Here is a 16,619-nt window from a genome sequence, read left to right as displayed (position 1 = left end):
GTGGTGATGCGTCGGGACGTTCCCGGTCGCTGTTTTTCGTCTTCGCCTCTGAATTGGGTCAGGGACGCGGGCGAAAGGCCGGGAACAGGCAGGTTCTGCAATCAGGCTGAAAGTCTGGGGCAGGGGGCAGGCCGAAGCCCGAGGGTCTCGAAACTCTTTTGGAGGTTACCACATGAAGCTCGTTAAGAGCCTCCTCCTCGGTTCCGCCGCCGGCATCGCCGCGGTCGCCGGGGCTCAGGCCGCCGACCTTCCCTCGCGGAAGGCCGCTCCGGTCGAGTACGTTCGCGTCTGCTCCGCCTTCGGCGCAGGCTTCTTCTACATCCCCGGCACGGATACCTGCCTCCGCATCGGCGGCCGCGTCCGCGCTGAGTATCTCGTTCAGCAGAAGTTCAACGGCATCGGCGTCGACACGCAGGACCAGTACGGCATGCGCGCTCGCGGCCGTATCTACGTCGACGCTCGCAACCAGACTGCCTACGGCACGCTGCGTACCTTCGTCCGCGTCGACACCACGATCTCGAACGGCTCGTACGGCCAGGGCGTGAACTCGACCGGCTCGCAGTTCACCGCTACCGCCGGCGGCGCTGGCGGCACCTCGGTTGGCCTCGATCGCGCCTTCATCCAGTTCGGTCCGATCACCGCCGGTCGTTCGCAGTCGTTCTTCGACTTCTACGCCGACGCGCTGAACTACGGCCCGATCCGCGGCTCGGACAACGTCGTCAACCTGCTCGCCTACACCGCGACCTTCGGCTCGGGCTTCTCGGCCACGATCGCTCTGGAAGACTCCAACGAGCATCGCGTTGCCAACGGCAACTTCGTTCAGGCTGGTTCGGACTATCCGGATCTGGTCGGTTCGCTCAACCTCACCCAGGGCTGGGGCTCGGCTCAGCTGTCGGGCGCCATCTTCCAGCGCAAGACGGTCGGCACCTTCGGCGTCGGCACGGGCGACAAGATGGGCTTCGCCATCCAGGGCGGCGTGAAGATCAGCCTGCCCATGCTCGCCGCTGGCGACGAGCTCTGGCTGCAGGCTGCTTACGCTGAAGGCGGCATCTCCTATCTCGGTTACGGCGGCAACTCGGCCGGCTCGACCTGGGGTGCCAACACCAACGTCGGTCGTCTCCTGATCACGAACTCGGACGTCAACACCAACGTCAATGGTTCGATCAAGCTGACCAAGGGCTACGCCCTGACCGCCGGCTTCCTGCACTACTGGACCCCCACGATCCGTCAGGCCGTGTATGGTTCGTACTCGAAGCTCGACTACGCCAACGGCATCGGCGCTGTGAACGCGATCGGCCTCGACCCGACCGAATGGCGCCTCGGTTCGAACCTGATCTGGTCGCCGGTTGCCGGCCTCGACATCGGCGTCGAGGTCCTCTACGCCAACGCCAAGGTCAAGAACTTCGTTGCGGCCGCTGGTCGCCCGGGCGTTCTGATCAAGTCGGACGACTCCTTCTCGGGCCGTCTGCGCATCCAGCGCGACTTCTGATCGGTTCTCCGATCCTAGTCGGAAGCCCCGGGGAAACCCGGGGCTTTTTTTTGTTTCGACGACCTCCGTTCCGCACGCGAAAGGCGGCGGATGTCCACGATGGCCGGGCTAGGCCAGCGGCCTCCGAATGGGCTCGCTCCCGCCTGGCGGACGGCGGCGCTGTCGGCGTCCGAGCAAGTCCTGCCCGCAGGCGCGCCATTTGCCGCCGAAGGCCCAGGGTCGGTATGGCGGAGCCGTAAAAGGCTGCCCGCGGGCGATCTCGTTGAGAGCGCTTGAATCTTCTTCTTCGGTACCGCTCACAACCCGTTGAAAATCACCGCGACAGGCTGTTGATTGAAATCCGCTCACCGGCGCCGATTCAGGACGCGGGCGAGAAGCGAGGCGAGACATGTCGCAACCCGCACGGTGGCTCTGGGGGCTTGTTCCGCTCGCCTTGCTGTGGGGCTCCGGCAATCTTCTGCTCGGCCAGCGCGTCGAGCGGGATGTCGCGCGCCGCGCCGAGGCCGCGGTTCAGGCGGAGGCCGGCGCGACCCCAGGCGCTCGCCCGGCCTTCGCGCAGGTCGTCGGCCGTGACGTCACCATCAGCGGCGAAGTCCTCTCGGCGGATGGCGCCTCCAAGGCGATGACGCGGTTGCGCAGCGAGACCGGGGTCCGCCGTGTCCTCGGCGGACTCTCGCAGGTCGTCGCCCAGAAGCCTTATTCCTGGTTCGCGAGCCGCCAGCCCGGCACGGTCACGCTCGGCGGCTTCGTGCCCGACGCCGAGACGGCCGATGCCAATGTCGCCGCGGCCCGGGAGGCCCTGCCCGGCGTCAGGGTCGATGATCGACAAAGCGTTGCCTTCGGCGCGCCGGACGGCTTCGCCGTCGCCGCCAAGGGCATCATCGCGACACTGCCGAAACTCGAAACCGGACGGATCTCGCTCGACGACCGCCGCTTCTGCATCGAGGGGACGGCGCGCAGCTCGGAGGATTTCCTGGCACTGACCGAAAGCCGGGTCTCGCCCGGCTTCAATGCGGTGGCTTGCGATCTGAAGCCGCCGACCGTCGCGCCTTATCGCTGGAGCCTGGAACGGAACGCCGCCTCGGGGCTGACGATGCGGGGGTTTTATCCGGATCGGGAAACGCGGGAGAAACTGCTCGCGACGGTCCGGGTCAGCCTCCCGCCACCGGCGACCGTCATGGACGAGACAAAGCCTGGCGCCGGAGCGCCCGCGGCCTTTCTCGAGAAAGCGGCGCGGGCGGCGCGCGATCTCGCGCGCTTGATCGAGGGCAAGGCCGCGATCGAAGGCGACGTCTATACGCTTTCGGGCAGGGGCCCTGACGACCATGCCGCTTGCGAAGCCTTGAAGGTGCAGATCGCGCAGCAGGACGGACCGGACTCCGTCGCCCGGGTCGCCATCGATTGCCCGCCGGCACCGCCGCCAGATCCGGTCATGCCGCCGCTGCCCGAGATGCCGGATCTGATCCTGAACGACGTGCTTCCCGGCGCCCAGCCGGCACAGGCGCCTGCCCCTCAGGAGGCGCAGGCCCCAGCCGTGGCCCTCCCAGCCGTGGCCCTCCCAGCCGTGGCCTCCCCAGCCGCGGCCCCCGTGCCCGTCGAGCCATGGTCGGCCGAACTCGGGCAGGACCGGCTGCTCTTGAAGGGGACGATCGCGGATGAAGCAGCACGCGCAGCGATCCTCGATGGGGCGGAACGGCTCTTTCCGAGACGGGCGGTCGAGGATGGGATGACGCTGGCTGCTCCATCTGCCGGGGGCGGAACCGCGGCATCGGCCCTCTATGCGCTGAACGCTCTGTCGAAGCTGCAGGCGGGCCGCGCCGAGATCCGGGATGGCGCACTCTCGATCACGGCAGAGGCCGCGGATGCGGGGGCCTGGCAGGCGTTTCGGCAGGCCTTGGCCGCGCCACCCGACGGGCTGAAGCTCGCCTCGGCCGCGGAAGCTGTGCCGGTCCGGCCCTATGAGCTGTCGCTCGTGGCCGATCGCAGCGGCGTCCGGATCACGGGCTCCCTCCCTGACGAGGCTGCCCGTACGGCGTTGCGGGCTGTCATCGCGGACTCGCCCCTCGCCGGCAAGGTCGAGGACGAGGCCTTGGTGGCGCCCGGCGCACCAGCCGGTTTCGCCGAGGCCGCAAGGGCGGTCCTTGCCGATCTGCTGCGTCTCGATATCGGCTCCGCAACGATCCGCGACGGGCAGGTCACGCTCCGAGGCCTGACCTGCCGGGAACTGATCGCCAGCGAGGTCGAGACGAGCGAGCGGACCGGCCTGCCGGCCGGGTTCACTGCCAGCGTCACGGTGAGCCCGCGCCAGACCGGCTGTGTCCTCGACCCCCCGGCGAGTTGCCAGAACGATCTCGACGGGCTGACGAAGCAGAACCCGGTGCTCTTCGCGCAAGGCGTCGCGGCGGTGACGCTCGATCCGACGACGGAGCGGGTCATCGCGGCTGCGACGACGATCCTCCAGAAGTGCCCGGGCTCGCAGGTCACGATCGAGGGCCACGCCAATCGCGACGGGGAATGGCGCGGCTTCGACAATCGCGAGCTCTCGCTGCGCCGCGCCCAGCGCGTGCGCGACGAGCTGGCGCGTCGTGGGATCGATCCGGCCAGCCTCGCGGTGAAAGGCTATGGCACGACCCGCCCGCTGCTGCCGCATGGCGCGCCCCAGTCCCGCGAGATGAACCGCCGCGTGCAGTTCACCATCGCGAAATAAGGAGCCGCTCATGCTCTATCTCGCCGGTCAGTTTGCCTGGTTCCTCCTCGCCGCCCTCGGGCTGGGCTGCATCATGGGTTGGGTGGCGCAGAGCAGCCGGAAGGCCAGGTTCTGGAGCCCGGCCTGGACTTGGGTCGCCGCGCTCTGGGGCATCGGGGCGGCGCTGGCCTGGTTCCAACTGGTCAATGGCAGGCTCGCCAGCTGGATCGAGACAGCGCTGCTGTTCGTGGCCGCCTACTGGCTCGGCTGTGCGATCGGCGCCCTGTCAGGCTCGATGGCGCTGGCGAAGCCGGCCCCGCGCAGCGCACAGCCCGCCGAGGCACCGCAGCCGGCTGTGAACGAGCCCGCCGTGAGCGAATCCACCAAAGAACAGCCGGTCGAGAATGAGCTGGTCAAGGTCCCGACCATGGAAGCTCCGGCAGCCGGGACCGCCCCGGCGGAGCCCGACACGAAGCCGGCCCCGGGCAGGCGGCGCAAGCCGAAGGGCTGAAGGCCGGGCCACGGTCAGCCGGCCAGACGCTCCGCCCGGGCCACCAGCTTGCCGATGCGGCGGATGATGTCCCTGGCCCCGAGGAGGGGCGCATGGCCCTGGCCGGCCACCGTATGCGTCTCGCAGTCGGGGTGGCGTTCTGCCATCGCCTGCAGCGTCTCGCCGGCAAGCAGGTCCGAATTGGCGCCGCGGATCGCCAGCAGCGGCACCGCCTTCAGCGCGTCGAAATACGGCCACAGCACGGGGAGCGGTGCCTCGAGATCGAGCGCCTCCAACCCCTTCATCAGCCGGATGTCGTAGTCCGGCCGCAAGGGCCCGTCGCGATCGGTCCAGGTGCGGCGTGCCATCACCTCCCATTCCGCCTCGCCGAGCGCGGGGAAATGCTGGTCCGACAGGCGCTTCAGAATCTCGGCCCCTTCCGGAAAGCTGCGCGGAACCGGCAGCTTGCCGACATAGCCGCGGATGCGCAGCAATCCGCGGGCGTCGATCACGGGCCCGACATCGTTCAGCACGGCGCCCTTGATGACCGCCGGGCGCGCCGTGGCGAGCGCCATGGTGAGGAGCCCGCCTCGCGAGGTGCCGATGAAGACGGCGCGCTCCGTCCCGCTGGCGACGAGCACCTGCATCAGGTCATCGAGCTCGACCCGGATGTCGTAGTTCTTCCAGTCGCGATCGTAGTCGGAAAGGCCACGGCCACGGTAGTCGAGTGCCAGCACCCGCCGCGGCTTCGCCTCGTCCTGCGCGAAGGCCAGCGCCACTTCGTGAAAATCCGCCGACGTCCGCGCCAGCCCCGGCAGGCAGACGATGGGCATCGCCGTTGAAGCGAGCGGCCCGTAGTCGCGCCAATGCAGCCTCAGCCCGTCCGAAGCGCGGGTGAAGCGTGAGGTGAAATCGGTTTCGGGCGACATCGGGTACTCGGTGGGGTCGCGACGAAGCTAGAGCATCGGCCCGAGAAGCGGAATCCACTTTCTGCGAGATCCGTGTGAGGAACAGCGGGCGTCAGTCCCGCCGTCCGCCCCGCTTCAGGTCGTGGTCGATCAGATAGGCCGTCCGCTGGTTCAGGCGCTGGCGGTAGATCTGGAGGTTCTCCATCACCCGCTGCACATAATTGCGGGTTTCGGAGAAGGGGATGCGCTCGACCCAGTCGACGGCATCCACCCCCGGCTCGCGTGGATCGCCGTAGGCCGCGACCCATTTCTTCACGTTCGGCGAGCCGGCGTTGTAGGCGGCGAAGGTGAGGATGTAGGAGCCGCGCCATTCCTTCAGCAGGTCGTTGAGATGGGCGGCGCCCATCCGGGCGGCATAGAGCGGGTCCTGCCCCAGCTTCTGCCAGTCGAAGGGCAGGCCGGCGCGCCTTGCCGTTTCGCGGGCCGTCGCGGGCATCATCTGCATCAGCCCGCGGGCACCGGCATGCGACATCGCCGTCGGGTCGAAGGCGCTTTCCTGCCGGGCGATGGCATGGACAATCGCCCGCTCCATCGGGTCGCCGAGCACATCGAACTCGGGCACGCCATGGGTGGGATAGGCGGCTGCATCGAGTGGAAAGCCCCGCTGAAGTCCGGTCTTGCCGACCATCACCAGCGTGCGTGCATCGGCCTCCCGCCAGGCGATGGCGGCGAGCGCCTCGAGCCCTTCCGTGGTCGGCAGGCGTTGCGCCAGGTCGGCGAGCATCACGCCGGCGAGGTTCCTTTCGCCCAGCCGATACAGCAGGCGCAGTCCGCGATGGCCGGGCAGCGTCTCGAAGCGGCTGGCGTCGCCGAGGCGGAGCGGCAGATCGGGCAGGCCGAGCCTCGCACGGCCCAGTTGCCCGTAATAGGCGACCGGCTGCTCCGCCGCGCGGCCAAAGGCGGCGTTCGACTCCTCGTCCCGGCCGAGCGCCCCATGGGCCAGGCCCTGCCAATAGGCGGCGCGGGCGACCGAGATCGGCGTCGCGGCGATCGCCGCGGCGGCCTCGAAGTGCGCCAGCGCCGGCCGCGGCTCACCGAGGAAGCGCAGGGCGATGAACCCCGCGTACCATTCGGCCTCGACCCGCTCCGGTGCGTCCTCCGCTCCATGCCCGGCCGCGACCTGATAGGCCTCCGGCGCTTTGCCGGCGTCGAGCAGCTTGCGCGCGAGCATGCGGCGCTCCTCCCACCAGCCATCGCCGTCGCCGAGAAGCTCCGGGTCGCGCGGCGCCTTGGCCATCGCCTTCACCGCATCGTCCAGCCTGTCGGCGCGGCGGGCATTCTGCGCTTGCAGGAAGGCGAAGGAGAGCTCGCCGCGCAGCGCGGCCGGCAGCTTCTCGATCAGCGTGTCGGACAGCGGCGCGCGCGCCTTGGCGCTGGCGAGGCGAAGCGTCGCGAGCTTCGCGTAATCGGCCGAGACACGCACGGCGCTGCGCCGTGACGCCACTCCGTTCTGCCGGAAGAGCAGGCGCTCCGTGCGCAGGCGGTGGTCGTCCGGCGTCAGCGCGTCTCCGAACTGCGCCAGAACGATTTTCTCGAGCGGAACGCTGAGCACGTCCTTGCGCCAGCTCCGGCGGGCGAGGGCGAGCGCCTCGTCGGCCTTGCCCTCCGCCTTCAGCGCCGCCGCCAAGGCGATGCGCCCGGCCGGGGAGAGCGGCTGCCGGCACTGGAAGAAGTCCCGCACCACCGGCGCGCTCTTCTTTTCCGAAAGCAGGGCTTCCTCGGCCCGGCGCCGGAAGCGGTTGACCGCCGGATGGTCCCGATGAGCCTTCAGAAAGGCGTCGATCCGGGCGAAGGGGATGCGGCCTGCATTGGTGTGGATGGCGATCCATTCGAGCAGGGCCCGGGCCTCGGTGTCGGCGATCGGCCCCGCCGCCGCATCGCCTTCCGACAGCGCGCCGCGGCGATAGGCGGCTATGGCGGAGCGCATCGCCCCGAGATCCAGGGCTTCGTCTCTCCGGACGGCGCGGCCCGGATAGAGCGGCAGCGAGCCTGTGACCTCGACATCGACGGCCACCGCCTGCCGCGGCGCATCGGCGAGCGCGACATCGTCGGCCGCGTGCGGTGCCGTCGCCGCGAGCAGCGCCGGAAGCAGCAGGCCGAACAGCCGGGGTGCAGGCGCGGCCATGGCGAGGCTCCATGTTCGTGCTGTCATCGGGCGATGGTCGGGGAGGGAGGTTGAGGAAGGCTTAACCATGAACCTCACGGATTTTCACGGGCTTTCGGCTTTGCCTCGGCGAAACGACGGTTTATGTGTGACGGCCCTCCACCCGCATTCTCGCCTCCAGGACCGCCCAATGACCAAGCACATTGCCTTTACCGGCTCGCTGCCCGCTCTGGTCACGCCTTTCAAAGCCGGCGAGGTGGACGAGCAGGCATTGCGTGCCTTGGTCGACTGGCACGTCGAAAGCGGCTCGAGCGGGCTCGTCCCCGTCGGCACCACGGGCGAGAGCCCGACGCTGTCGCATGACGAGCACAAGCGCGTCGTCGAGATCGTGCTCGACCAGGCGAGGGGCCGCGTTCCCGTCATCGCCGGCGCCGGCTCCAACAACACGATCGAGGCGATCGATCTTGCCGTCCATGCCGAGAAGGCGGGGGCGCAGGCCGTGCTCGTGGTCACGCCCTATTACAACAAGCCCACCCAGGAGGGCATGTATCAGCACTTCAAGGCGGTGAACGACGCGGTCGGCATCCCGATCATCATCTACAATATCCCGCCCCGCTCGGTGGTGGACATGTCGGTCGAGACGATGGCGCGGCTCTACGAGCTGAAGAACATCGCCGGCGTGAAGGACGCCACCGCCAATCTCGCCCGCGTCTCGCAGCAGCGCCACGCCATGGGGCCGGATTTCATCCAGCTCTCGGGCGAGGACATGACGGCGCTTGCCTATATGGCGGCCGGCGGCCATGGCTGCATTTCGGTGGTCGCCAATGTCGCGCCCCGTCTCTGCGCCGACCTCATGGAAGCGGCTCTGAAGGGCGACTACGCGCAGGCGCTGAAGGTGCAGGACCGTCTCGTGCCTCTGCATGACGCGATCTTCAAGGAGCCGGGTCTGGCAGGCGCCAAGCACGGGCTGACTCTGCTCGGCCGCATCGAGGAAGAGGTCCGCCTGCCACTGCTCCCGGTGACGCCCGCGACCGGCAAGGTCATCCGCGACGCCATGGTGTTCGCCGGCCTGTTGAATGCTTAAGTAGACATCCTGTCCGCCCGGTTCGCCCGGCCGGAAGCCAGGGAGAACCGGGCATGTACGAGCCCAGCCATTTCAAGGTCGAGGATCGCGAGCAGTTGCACGCGATCATCCGCCAGCATCCGCTGGCCACGCTGGTGACAGCCGGCGAGGGCGGGCTCATCGCCAACCCCGTGCCCTTCGTGCTGCACGCGGAGGAGGGCGTGAACGGCGTGCTGCGTGCTCATCTCGCGCGGCCGAACGCGCAATGGAAGGCGATCGCAGCCGGGGCCGAGACGCTGGTGGTCTTCACCGGCGTCGAGCGCTACGTGACGCCCGCCTGGTATGCGACCAAGCAGGAGACCGGCAAGGTCGTGCCGACCTGGAACTACGTGACGGTGCAGGTCCGTGGTCCGGCCCGCGCGATCGAGGACCCAGCTTGGTTGCGCGCCCAGCTTGAATCGCTGACGCGCCAGCAGGAGGCACCGCGCGCGGAGCCCTGGGCGGTCACGGATGCGCCTGAGCCCTTCATCGCCGCGCAGGCCCGCGGCATCGTCGGCATCGAAGTCGAGATCGCCTCGATCCTCGGCAAGTTCAAACTGAGCCAGAACCGCCGGGAGGACGATAAGCTCGGCGTTCTCAACGGCTTGAGCGCCGAGACTGAATCGGATTCTCAGGCCATGGCGGCCCTGGTCAAGCAGCACGGATTCAACGGCACAGCATGAAGAAGCCTGATCCCGCCCGCTATCGGCTCGCTGCCGACAACCGCAAGGCGCGCTTCAACTACGAGATCAAGGAAACGCTCGAGGCCGGCATCGCGCTGCAGGGCACCGAGATCAAGTCCCTGCGCGGCGGCAAGGCCACGATCGGCGAGAGCTATGCCGGGCCGATGGGCACCGAGCTCTTCCTGTTCAACGCCCATATCCCGGAATATCTCGAGGCGAACCGCTTCAACCACGAGGTGCGGCGCCCCCGCAAGCTGCTGCTCCACCGCCGCGAGATCAACAAGCTGATGGGTGCGGTCCAGCGCGAGGGCATGGCCCTGATCCCGCTCAAGGTCTATTTCAACGACCGTGGCCGGGCGAAGGTCGAACTCGGCCTCGGCAAGGGCAAGAAGCTGCACGACAAGCGCGAGACCGAGAAAGAGCGCGACTGGAACCGCGATAAGCAGCGGCTGCTGAAAAGCGGCGGGTAGGGGCCTTCAGTCCACAGCAGGCTCGTCGCCCTGCCGGATCCCGTAGCGACGCTCCAGCCCCGGATTGCCCGGCGTCACCGGAGCGCCTGCCGCGGCGCTGCGAGCGTTGCGCTCAGCCGGATCGCGCCCGACCTTCTGCATGAGCTGGGCGAGATCGACGAATTCGTCGCACTGGCGGCGGAGCTCGTCGGAGACCATCGGCGGGTTGGTCGAGATCGTCGAGACGACGGAGACCTTCACGCCCTTGCGCTGCACCGCCTCGACCAATGGCCGGAAATCACCGTCGCCGGAGAACAGATAGATCTGGTCCAGATGCGAGGCGAGTTCCAGCATCTCGATCGCCAGCTCGATGTCCATATTGCCCTTGATCCGGCGCCGGCCGGTGGCGTCGGTGAACTCCTTCGCTGCCTTGGTGATGACGCGGTAGCCGTTGTAGTCGAGCCAATCCACCAGCGGCCGGATCGACGAATACTCCTCACTCTCGACCAGCGTCGTGAAATAGAAGGCCCGGATCAGGTTGCCACGGCTCTGGAACTCCCGCAGCAGCCGGCGATAGTCCATGTCGAAGCCGAGTTGCTTCGAAGTGGCGTAGAGATTGGCGCCGTCGATGAAGAGCGCAATGCGCGGCGCGACCGTCATGGCAATAACTCCTGCTGAAATCGAATTGTCACTGAACAGTCAAAATGGGCTGGATTCGCGCCCGGACAATGTCAATTGGTGGTCGAAATTGATCCAGTCGTTGCCGGGGCTGCGGCCGCTCGCCGCAGCCTCGGCAGGCTGATCGTCAGGCGCCAAGCCCGCGGCTGCCGGGCTTGATCGCGGGAATCGCGGCCAGTTCGGGGGGGAGGGCGTCCGGCGCGTAATCCGGAATGTCCATCTGAACGAGGCTGACCAGGGGCACGCCGAGATCGACGCGGCCGGCCGAGCGGTCGACGAGGCAGGCTGCGCCCAGCATCGTGCCAGGCTGGTCGGCGACGGAGGCAAGGCACTCGCGAGAGGACAGTCCCGTGGTCACGATGTCCTCGACCATGACGGTGCGGGCGCCCTTCGGAATGGCAAAGCCGCGGCGCAGCCTGAACTCGCCGTTCTCGCGTTCGACGAAGACCGCCTTGGCCTTGAGATGGCGAGCCGTCTCGTAGCCGGGAACGATTCCGCCCACGGCCGGCGAAACGACATAATCCACGGTGCCGAACTGCGCTTCGATCTTCGCCGCGAGCGCCTTGCAGAGGCGCTCGGTCCGCACCGGGTCCTGGAAGATGAACATCTTCTGCAGGAAGATGGGGCTGCGCCGGCCCGAAGACAGGATGAAATGCCCCTCCAGCAGCGCCCCCGCATCGCGGAATTCGGCAAGAACCTCGTCATGGGTCATGGGGGCGTCTCCAGCGTTCGGACAAACGCCCGCGTCTTTGCGGCGGTTTGGTCGCTGTGGCAAGGCTGGAGATGCCGGATCGGCCAGCGCTCAACAGCCGGAGGCGGGATCAGGGCCGCAGGCGCGCGGGATTTCCGACCGCTGTGCGGCCGGCCGGAACGTCGCGGGTCACGACGCTCCCGGCACCGATGATGGCATCGTCGCCGATCGTCACGCCCGGCAGGATGATCGCGCCGCCGCCGATCCAGACATTGCGGCCGATCGCGATCGGCCGCCCGAATTCGAGCATCTCCCGGCGCGCCTGCGGATCGCGCGGGTGGTCGGCGGTCAGGATCTGCACGCCAGGCCCGATCTGCGTGCCGTCCCCGATGGTGACCGCGACGACGTCGAGGATCACGCAGTTGAAGTTCAGGAAGACGCCATCGCCGAGGTTGATGTTGTAGCCGTAGTCGCAATGGAAGGGCGGGCGGATGGTGACATCTCGGCCGACATGGCCGAAGGCCTCGCGCAGCAGCGGGTCGCGATCCTGCGGCCGCGCCGTCGTGGCATTGAAGCGGGCCATCCAATCGCCGATCCGGCGGTTGTCGGCCACGAGTTCCGGGTCATCCGCCCGGTAGAGCGCGCCGGCGAGCATCTTCTGCTTTTCGCTGGGCATCGCTCGGCCGCTCAGCCCTTCGGGAAATCCAGCCCCATCTCGCGATAGCGCTCAGGATCGTCGCTCCAGTTCTCGCGCACCTTCACGAACAGGAAGAGGTGGACCTTGGCCTCGGCCGCCTCGGAAATCTCGATGCGCGCCTTCTGGCCGATGGCCTTGATCGTCTGGCCGCCTTCGCCGAGCACGATCTTCCGCTGGCCCTCGCGCTCGACATAGATCGTCTGCTCGATGCGCACCGAGCCGTCCGGCTTCTGCTGCCAGCTCTCGGTCTCGACGGTCGAGCGGTAGGGCAATTCGTCATGCAGCCGCTCGAAGATTTTCTCGCGGGTGATCTCGGCGGCGAGGAAGCGCAGCGGCGCGTCGGAGATCTGGTCCTCCGGATAGAGCCAGGGACCGGGCGGCAGCCGCTTTTCCAGCCAGGTCAGGATGTCCTTGACCCCGTACCCGGTCAGCGCCGCGACCATGAAGGTCGTCTCGAAGGTCGAGCGCTCGTTCACCTTGGCGGTGATCTCGAGCAGTTTCTCCTTCGGCACGGTATCGATCTTGTTGAGGATCAGGAACTTCGGCTGCTTCAGCTCGGCGAGCTTCTCCAGCAGCACGGTGTTCTCCTCGTGGTCGAAGCGCGCGACGTCGATCAGCACGCCGATCAGGTCGGCATCCGTCGCACCGCCCCAGGCGCTGGTCACCATGGCGCGGTCGAGCCGGCGCTTGGGCGCGAAGATGCCCGGCGTGTCGACGAAGATGATCTGCGCAGCGCCCGAGAGCGCGATGCCACGGACCTGTGTGCGCGTCGTCTGGACCTTGCGGGAGACGATGGAAATCTTGGCGCCGACGAGCTGGTTCAGCAGCGTCGACTTGCCGGCATTTGGGGCGCCGATCAGCGCGACGAATCCGCAGCGCGTCGGCTCTTTGATGTCAGACATTCTCGCCTTCCGGGCTTTCGTTCCAAAGGCCGAGTCGTCGCAGGAAGGCCTCGGCCGCCGCCTGCTCCGCCAGCCGCTTCGAGAGGCCGCGCCCTTCGGCGTCAGGCAGCCCCGTGATCTTGGCCGCCACGACGAAGACCGGAGCATGGTCCGGGCCCGAGCGGCCGCGCTCGCTATAGGTCGGCGTCGGATAACCTTCGCCCTGTGCCCATTCCTGCAACGCGGTCTTGGCGTCGCGCAGGGGGCGGGCCGGCTTCAGCAGGCGCTCGCCGAAGGCGCGCTCGACGAGGCCGCGAGCCTTATCGTAGCCGCCATCCATGAACACCGCGCCGATCACCGCCTCGCAGGCATCGGCGAGGATCGCCTTGTTCTTGCGGGCGCCGCCGAGGATCTCGCCTTCGCCCAGCCGCATGAACTGGCCGAGGTTCCAGGCCTGCGCAACCTCGGCGCAGGTTTCCTTGCGTACGAGATCCGCCAGGCGCCGCGAGAGATTGCCCTCCTCCGCCAGGGGATAGCGGCGGAACAGCATGTCGGCGATGGACAGGCCGAGCACCCGGTCGCCCAGGAATTCGAGCCGCTGATAGGTGGCGAGCCGCGAGCCCTCGGCGCTCATATGGGTGAGCGCCGTCGCCAGCAGCGAGGCGTCGGCGAAGCGGTGCTCGAGGATGGCCTCGAGCCGCGCGATGTCGGGCATGGTGCGCCCAGTTGCGTTCGGCTTGCTCACTTGATGGTGCTGAAGATCCGGTTCCAGCGAACCGTATACGGCCATTCCCAGATCTTCCAGGCCGATGCGCCTTCGTCGATCGAGAAGAAGATGATCTCGGCCCGGCCGACGAAGTTCTCGAACGGCACGTAGCCGACGCTGCGGTCGCGCGAATCCAGCGAGTTGTCGCGGTTGTCGCCCATCATGAAGAAGTGGCCCGGCGGCACGACGAAGACCTGGGTGTTGTCGAAGGTGCCGGTGTCGCCCTCGCGCTCGATGATCTCATGCTTCACCCCATTGGGCAGCGTCTCGACATAGCGGATAACCGGGGCGTTGCGCCCCCAATTATCCGTCGTCGTGTAGTCCGCGATGCGCTCGCGCTTTACCGGCTGGCCGTTGATGTTGAGGATGCCGTCGATCATCTGGATGCGGTCGCCGGGCAGGCCGATGACGCGCTTGATGTAGTCGGTCGAATTGTCGCTTGGCAGCTTGAAGACCGCAATGTCGCCCCGCTTGGGCTCGGCGGCCCAGACGCGGCCCGACATCACAGGCGGCCCGAACGGGATCGAGTAGCGCGAATAGCCGTAGGTGTATTTCGACACGAACAGATAATCGCCGATCAGCAGCGTCGGGATCAGCGAGCCGGATGGGATGTTGAAGGGCTGGAACAGCAGCGTGCGGATGACGAGCGCGATCAGGAGCGCCTGGACGACGACCTTGATCGTCTCCAGGATGCCGCCCTCGTCCTTGGCCGGCTTGGATTTCGTGTCGACGTCGTTGGCCACGCGGGCGCTCCTTGGACTGCGATCCGGCGCGCGGTCTACAGCATCGGGCGATGCTTTGCCAAAGGAATAGATCGCCAGGCTGCGTCAGCTCGGGCGATCTAGCCTGTTATCGCGTGCCCGGCAATCATCCGGCGGGTTGGTGGCGATTCCGCGGCGGCGCCGATCGACAGATCGCTGACATGGCACGCGTCCATGCCGGGCCCAATATTGACGGAATCGTGGCGGAGGCGCAGGTTGCTCAATATTTAACCGGGGGGATCAGGTTATGAATGCAAGGAAATACGCCGCTGAAGCCCTGGGGACCTTCTGGCTTACTTTCGCAGGGTGCGGGAGCGCGGTCATCGCCGCCGGGTTTCCCAATGTGGGCATCGGCCTGCTCGGCGTGTCGCTCGCCTTTGGCCTGACTGTCGTGACCATGGCCTATGCGATCGGCCATGTCTCGGGCTGCCATCTCAATCCGGCCGTGACGGTCGGTCTGGCCGCCGGCGGTCGCTTTCCGGCAGGGCAGATCCTGCCCTACATCGTTGCGCAGGTGGTCGGCGCGGTTGCAGGCGCCGCGCTGCTCTACATCATCGCGCGCGGGGCGCCGGGCTTCGATCTCGCCGGCGGCTTCGCCTCGAACGGCTATGGCGACCATTCTCCCGGAAAATACAGCCTCGTCTCGGCCTTCCTGATGGAGGTGGTGATGACCATGATGTTCCTGTTCATCATCATGGGCTCCACGCATGGCAAGGCGCCCGCCGGCTTTGCTCCGCTCGCCATCGGGCTCGGGCTGGCGCTGATCCACCTCGTCAGCATCCCGGTGACCAACACCTCGGTCAATCCGGCCCGCAGCACGGGTCCGGCGCTGTTCGCCGGCGGCTGGGCTCTCGGCCAGCTCTGGCTGTTCTGGGTCGCCCCGCTGATCGGCGGCGCGCTGGGCGGCATCCTCTACCGCTGGCTCAGCGAGGAGCCGGAGGGTCTCGTCACCGGAAGCCAGCCGGCAGAGTGACGGTCATCATCCGGCAGGTTCGCGGCTATTCCGCAGCGAGGGCCAGATCCGTCCGCTGCTGCCGCTCATCGCGCTCGCCGGGCTGCATCCGCAGACGCGGCAGCGCGTAGGGGTGTTCGCGCTGCAGGAAGGCGACCAGCTTCTCGCGGACCTCGCAGCGCAAATCGAAGGCGCGCCCCGCCGTGCGCGCGCTGGCGAGGACGCGGACCTCCATCACATGCTCGCGGAAATCGGTCACCTGGACCACAGCGACCTGGCCGTCCCAGATGCTCGACGCCGCGGCGATCTCCGCCACCTTGGCACGGATGAGGTCCACCGGCGCGCGGTGGTCGAGATAGATCATCACCGTGCCGATGAGCGAGGCGCTGTCGCGGGTCCAGTTCTGGAACGGCTTTTCGATGAAGTAGGACAGAGGCAGGATCAGGCGGCGCCAGTCCCACAGGCGCATGACGACATAGGTCGAGGTGATCTCCTCGACATTGCCCCATTCGCCCTCGACCAGCAGTGCGTCGTCGATGCGGATCGGCTGTGTGACCGCGAGCTGGATGCCGGCGAAGATGTTCTTCAGCACAGGTTGCAGCGCCAGGGCGGCGACGAGGCCTGCGGCGCCGGCGGAGGCCAGGAGGCTGACGCCATATTGCCGGACATTGTCGAAGGTCATCAGCATCGTCGAGACGACGAGCATGACGATCAGCACCTCGCCGATGCGCTTGAGAATGCGCGTCTGGGTGACGTGCTTGCGCGCCAGCAGGTTGTCGTCCGCATCGAGCTTGAAGCGCCGCAGATAGACCGTCGTCCAGACATGCAGGGCCGTCTTGGCGATCCATCCGGCCAGGCCGATGAAGCCGAGCAGCAGGGAGTGCCGCAGGAGACTGGTCTGCATGTCGGTGAGCGGGGCGACGCTGGCGCCGAAGGACAAGGCGATCGCGAGCGTGACGAAGCGCGTCGGCCCTTCGGTTCGGGCGATGAGCGAGCGCCAGAACAGGTCCCATCGGCTGACGAGGCGGCTCGCCAGCCGGAAGACGATGCGGTGGATCAACAAGCCGGCCCCGACCGCCACCGCCAGGATCGCGAGGCTCGCCAGCCAGGCCGGCACGAATCCGAGATGCTGATCGAGCCAAAGATTGACCTGCGCTGCTGCGCTCAAGCCATCCTCCTCTCAGCTTTTGGAACGATGATGCAACGCGAAAGCAGCGCTGCG

General features: G+C 67.5%; 16 protein-coding genes. 7 read left to right on the top strand and 9 right to left on the bottom strand.

The features are described 5' to 3' along the window. Nucleotides 1-172: 172 nt before the first annotated feature. The 3 genes from BW981_RS01370 to BW981_RS01360 all read left to right on the top strand — a co-directional run bounded on the left by BW981_RS01370 (nt 173) and on the right by BW981_RS01360 (nt 4,686). Nucleotides 173-1,489 carry a porin gene (locus BW981_RS01370; protein ID WP_076435556.1) on the top strand — a complete coding sequence of 439 codons (1,317 nt, stop codon included), beginning with the start codon at nt 173-175 and terminating at the stop codon, nt 1,487-1,489. A gap of 388 nt (nt 1,490-1,877) precedes the next feature. Next, nucleotides 1,878-4,196 (top strand): OmpA family protein, encoded by a 2,319-nt coding sequence (locus BW981_RS01365; protein ID WP_076435554.1) that lies wholly within the window; start codon nt 1,878-1,880, stop codon nt 4,194-4,196. Nucleotides 4,197-4,206: 10 nt separating this feature from the next. Further along, nucleotides 4,207-4,686 (top strand): hypothetical protein, encoded by a 480-nt coding sequence (locus BW981_RS01360; RefSeq protein ID WP_076435552.1) that lies wholly within the window; start codon nt 4,207-4,209, stop codon nt 4,684-4,686. 14 nt (nt 4,687-4,700) lie between these two features. Here BW981_RS01360 and BW981_RS01355 read toward each other — a convergent pair whose 3' ends face one another. Both BW981_RS01355 and BW981_RS01350 read right to left on the bottom strand, forming a co-directional pair. Next, nucleotides 4,701-5,594, bottom strand: coding sequence for an alpha/beta fold hydrolase (locus BW981_RS01355; protein ID WP_076435550.1), 894 nt, complete (start codon nt 5,592-5,594; stop codon nt 4,701-4,703). A 91-nt stretch (nt 5,595-5,685) separates the two neighbouring features. Next, nucleotides 5,686-7,758, bottom strand: a complete 2,073-nt coding sequence (locus BW981_RS01350) for a lytic transglycosylase domain-containing protein (RefSeq protein WP_076435548.1) — start codon at nt 7,756-7,758, stop codon at nt 5,686-5,688. A 169-nt stretch (nt 7,759-7,927) separates the two neighbouring features. On the opposite strand from BW981_RS01350, the gene dapA reads away from it, so the two are divergent. The 3 genes from dapA to smpB are packed head-to-tail and all read left to right on the top strand — an operon-like array spanning nt 7,928 to nt 9,992. Further along, a complete protein-coding gene (gene dapA / locus BW981_RS01345; RefSeq protein ID WP_076435546.1) occupies nt 7,928-8,821 on the top strand; it encodes a 4-hydroxy-tetrahydrodipicolinate synthase in 894 nt (297 codons plus the stop codon). 53 nt (nt 8,822-8,874) lie between these two features. After that, entirely contained in the window at nt 8,875-9,522 is a 648-nt protein-coding gene (locus BW981_RS01340) for an FMN-binding negative transcriptional regulator (protein ID WP_076435544.1), read from the top strand. Continuing rightward, nucleotides 9,519-9,992: an SsrA-binding protein SmpB gene (gene smpB / locus BW981_RS01335; protein ID WP_076435542.1), complete on the top strand. Its 474-nt coding sequence runs from the start codon at nt 9,519-9,521 to the stop codon at nt 9,990-9,992. The genes BW981_RS01340 and smpB overlap by 4 nt, the downstream gene beginning before the upstream one ends. A gap of 6 nt (nt 9,993-9,998) precedes the next feature. On the opposite strand, the gene BW981_RS01330 is transcribed toward smpB, so the two are convergent. The 6 genes from BW981_RS01330 to lepB all read right to left on the bottom strand — a co-directional run bounded on the left by BW981_RS01330 (nt 9,999) and on the right by lepB (nt 14,427). After that, nucleotides 9,999-10,631, bottom strand: coding sequence for a LabA-like NYN domain-containing protein (locus tag BW981_RS01330; protein ID WP_076435539.1), 633 nt, complete (start codon nt 10,629-10,631; stop codon nt 9,999-10,001). A 145-nt stretch (nt 10,632-10,776) separates the two neighbouring features. Further along, nucleotides 10,777-11,361: an orotate phosphoribosyltransferase gene (gene pyrE, locus BW981_RS01325; RefSeq protein ID WP_076435536.1), complete on the bottom strand. Its 585-nt coding sequence runs from the start codon at nt 11,359-11,361 to the stop codon at nt 10,777-10,779. 109 nt (nt 11,362-11,470) lie between these two features. Further along, nucleotides 11,471-12,016: a sugar O-acetyltransferase gene (locus tag BW981_RS01320; RefSeq protein ID WP_076435533.1), complete on the bottom strand. Its 546-nt coding sequence runs from the start codon at nt 12,014-12,016 to the stop codon at nt 11,471-11,473. An 11-nt stretch (nt 12,017-12,027) separates the two neighbouring features. Beyond that, complete coding sequence (gene era / locus BW981_RS01315; RefSeq protein ID WP_076435530.1) at nt 12,028-12,939, bottom strand: GTPase Era; 912 nt, start codon at nt 12,937-12,939, stop codon at nt 12,028-12,030. Further along, nucleotides 12,932-13,633 carry a ribonuclease III gene (rnc, locus tag BW981_RS01310; RefSeq protein WP_076435528.1) on the bottom strand — a complete coding sequence of 234 codons (702 nt, stop codon included), beginning with the start codon at nt 13,631-13,633 and terminating at the stop codon, nt 12,932-12,934. The genes era and rnc overlap by 8 nt, the downstream gene beginning before the upstream one ends. A 26-nt stretch (nt 13,634-13,659) precedes the next feature. Then, on the bottom strand, nt 13,660-14,427 hold the full coding sequence (gene lepB, locus BW981_RS01305) for a signal peptidase I (protein ID WP_076435526.1): 768 nt from the start codon (nt 14,425-14,427) through the stop codon (nt 13,660-13,662). Between the two features lie 265 nt (nt 14,428-14,692). Here lepB and aqpZ point away from each other — a divergent pair, with 265 nt between their 5' ends. Then, nucleotides 14,693-15,418 carry an aquaporin Z gene (gene aqpZ, locus BW981_RS01300; RefSeq protein WP_076435523.1) on the top strand — a complete coding sequence of 242 codons (726 nt, stop codon included), beginning with the start codon at nt 14,693-14,695 and terminating at the stop codon, nt 15,416-15,418. 25 nt (nt 15,419-15,443) lie between these two features. Here the strand turns inward: aqpZ and BW981_RS01295 are convergent, their stop codons facing one another. Continuing rightward, a complete protein-coding gene (locus BW981_RS01295; RefSeq protein WP_076435521.1) occupies nt 15,444-16,565 on the bottom strand; it encodes a mechanosensitive ion channel family protein in 1,122 nt (373 codons plus the stop codon). Between the last annotated feature and the right edge of the window lie 54 nt (nt 16,566-16,619).

It is taken from the genome of Allobosea sp. TND4EK4, assembly GCF_900156025.1.
GTDB lineage: Bacteria > Pseudomonadota > Alphaproteobacteria > Rhizobiales > Beijerinckiaceae > Allobosea.
This window is presented reverse-complemented; position numbering and strand designations above follow the sequence as displayed.

Coding starts and splice junctions, on each gene's coding strand:
- BW981_RS01365 (WP_076435554.1), top strand. CDS start 1,878: ATGTCGCAACCCGCACGGTGGCTCTGGGGGCTTGTTCCGCTCGCCTTG.
- BW981_RS01355 (WP_076435550.1), bottom strand. CDS start 5,594: ATGTCGCCCGAAACCGATTTCACCTCACGCTTCACCCGCGCTTCGGAC.
- BW981_RS01330 (WP_076435539.1), bottom strand. CDS start 10,631: ATGACGGTCGCGCCGCGCATTGCGCTCTTCATCGACGGCGCCAATCTC.
- dapA (WP_076435546.1), top strand. CDS start 7,928: ATGACCAAGCACATTGCCTTTACCGGCTCGCTGCCCGCTCTGGTCACG.
- rnc (WP_076435528.1), bottom strand. CDS start 13,633: ATGCCCGACATCGCGCGGCTCGAGGCCATCCTCGAGCACCGCTTCGCC.
- smpB (WP_076435542.1), top strand. CDS start 9,519: ATGAAGAAGCCTGATCCCGCCCGCTATCGGCTCGCTGCCGACAACCGC.
- BW981_RS01360 (WP_076435552.1), top strand. CDS start 4,207: ATGCTCTATCTCGCCGGTCAGTTTGCCTGGTTCCTCCTCGCCGCCCTC.
- BW981_RS01350 (WP_076435548.1), bottom strand. CDS start 7,758: ATGGCCGCGCCTGCACCCCGGCTGTTCGGCCTGCTGCTTCCGGCGCTG.
- pyrE (WP_076435536.1), bottom strand. CDS start 11,361: ATGACCCATGACGAGGTTCTTGCCGAATTCCGCGATGCGGGGGCGCTG.
- era (WP_076435530.1), bottom strand. CDS start 12,939: ATGTCTGACATCAAAGAGCCGACGCGCTGCGGATTCGTCGCGCTGATC.
- BW981_RS01320 (WP_076435533.1), bottom strand. CDS start 12,016: ATGCCCAGCGAAAAGCAGAAGATGCTCGCCGGCGCGCTCTACCGGGCG.
- BW981_RS01370 (WP_076435556.1), top strand. CDS start 173: ATGAAGCTCGTTAAGAGCCTCCTCCTCGGTTCCGCCGCCGGCATCGCC.
- BW981_RS01340 (WP_076435544.1), top strand. CDS start 8,875: ATGTACGAGCCCAGCCATTTCAAGGTCGAGGATCGCGAGCAGTTGCAC.
- aqpZ (WP_076435523.1), top strand. CDS start 14,693: ATGAATGCAAGGAAATACGCCGCTGAAGCCCTGGGGACCTTCTGGCTT.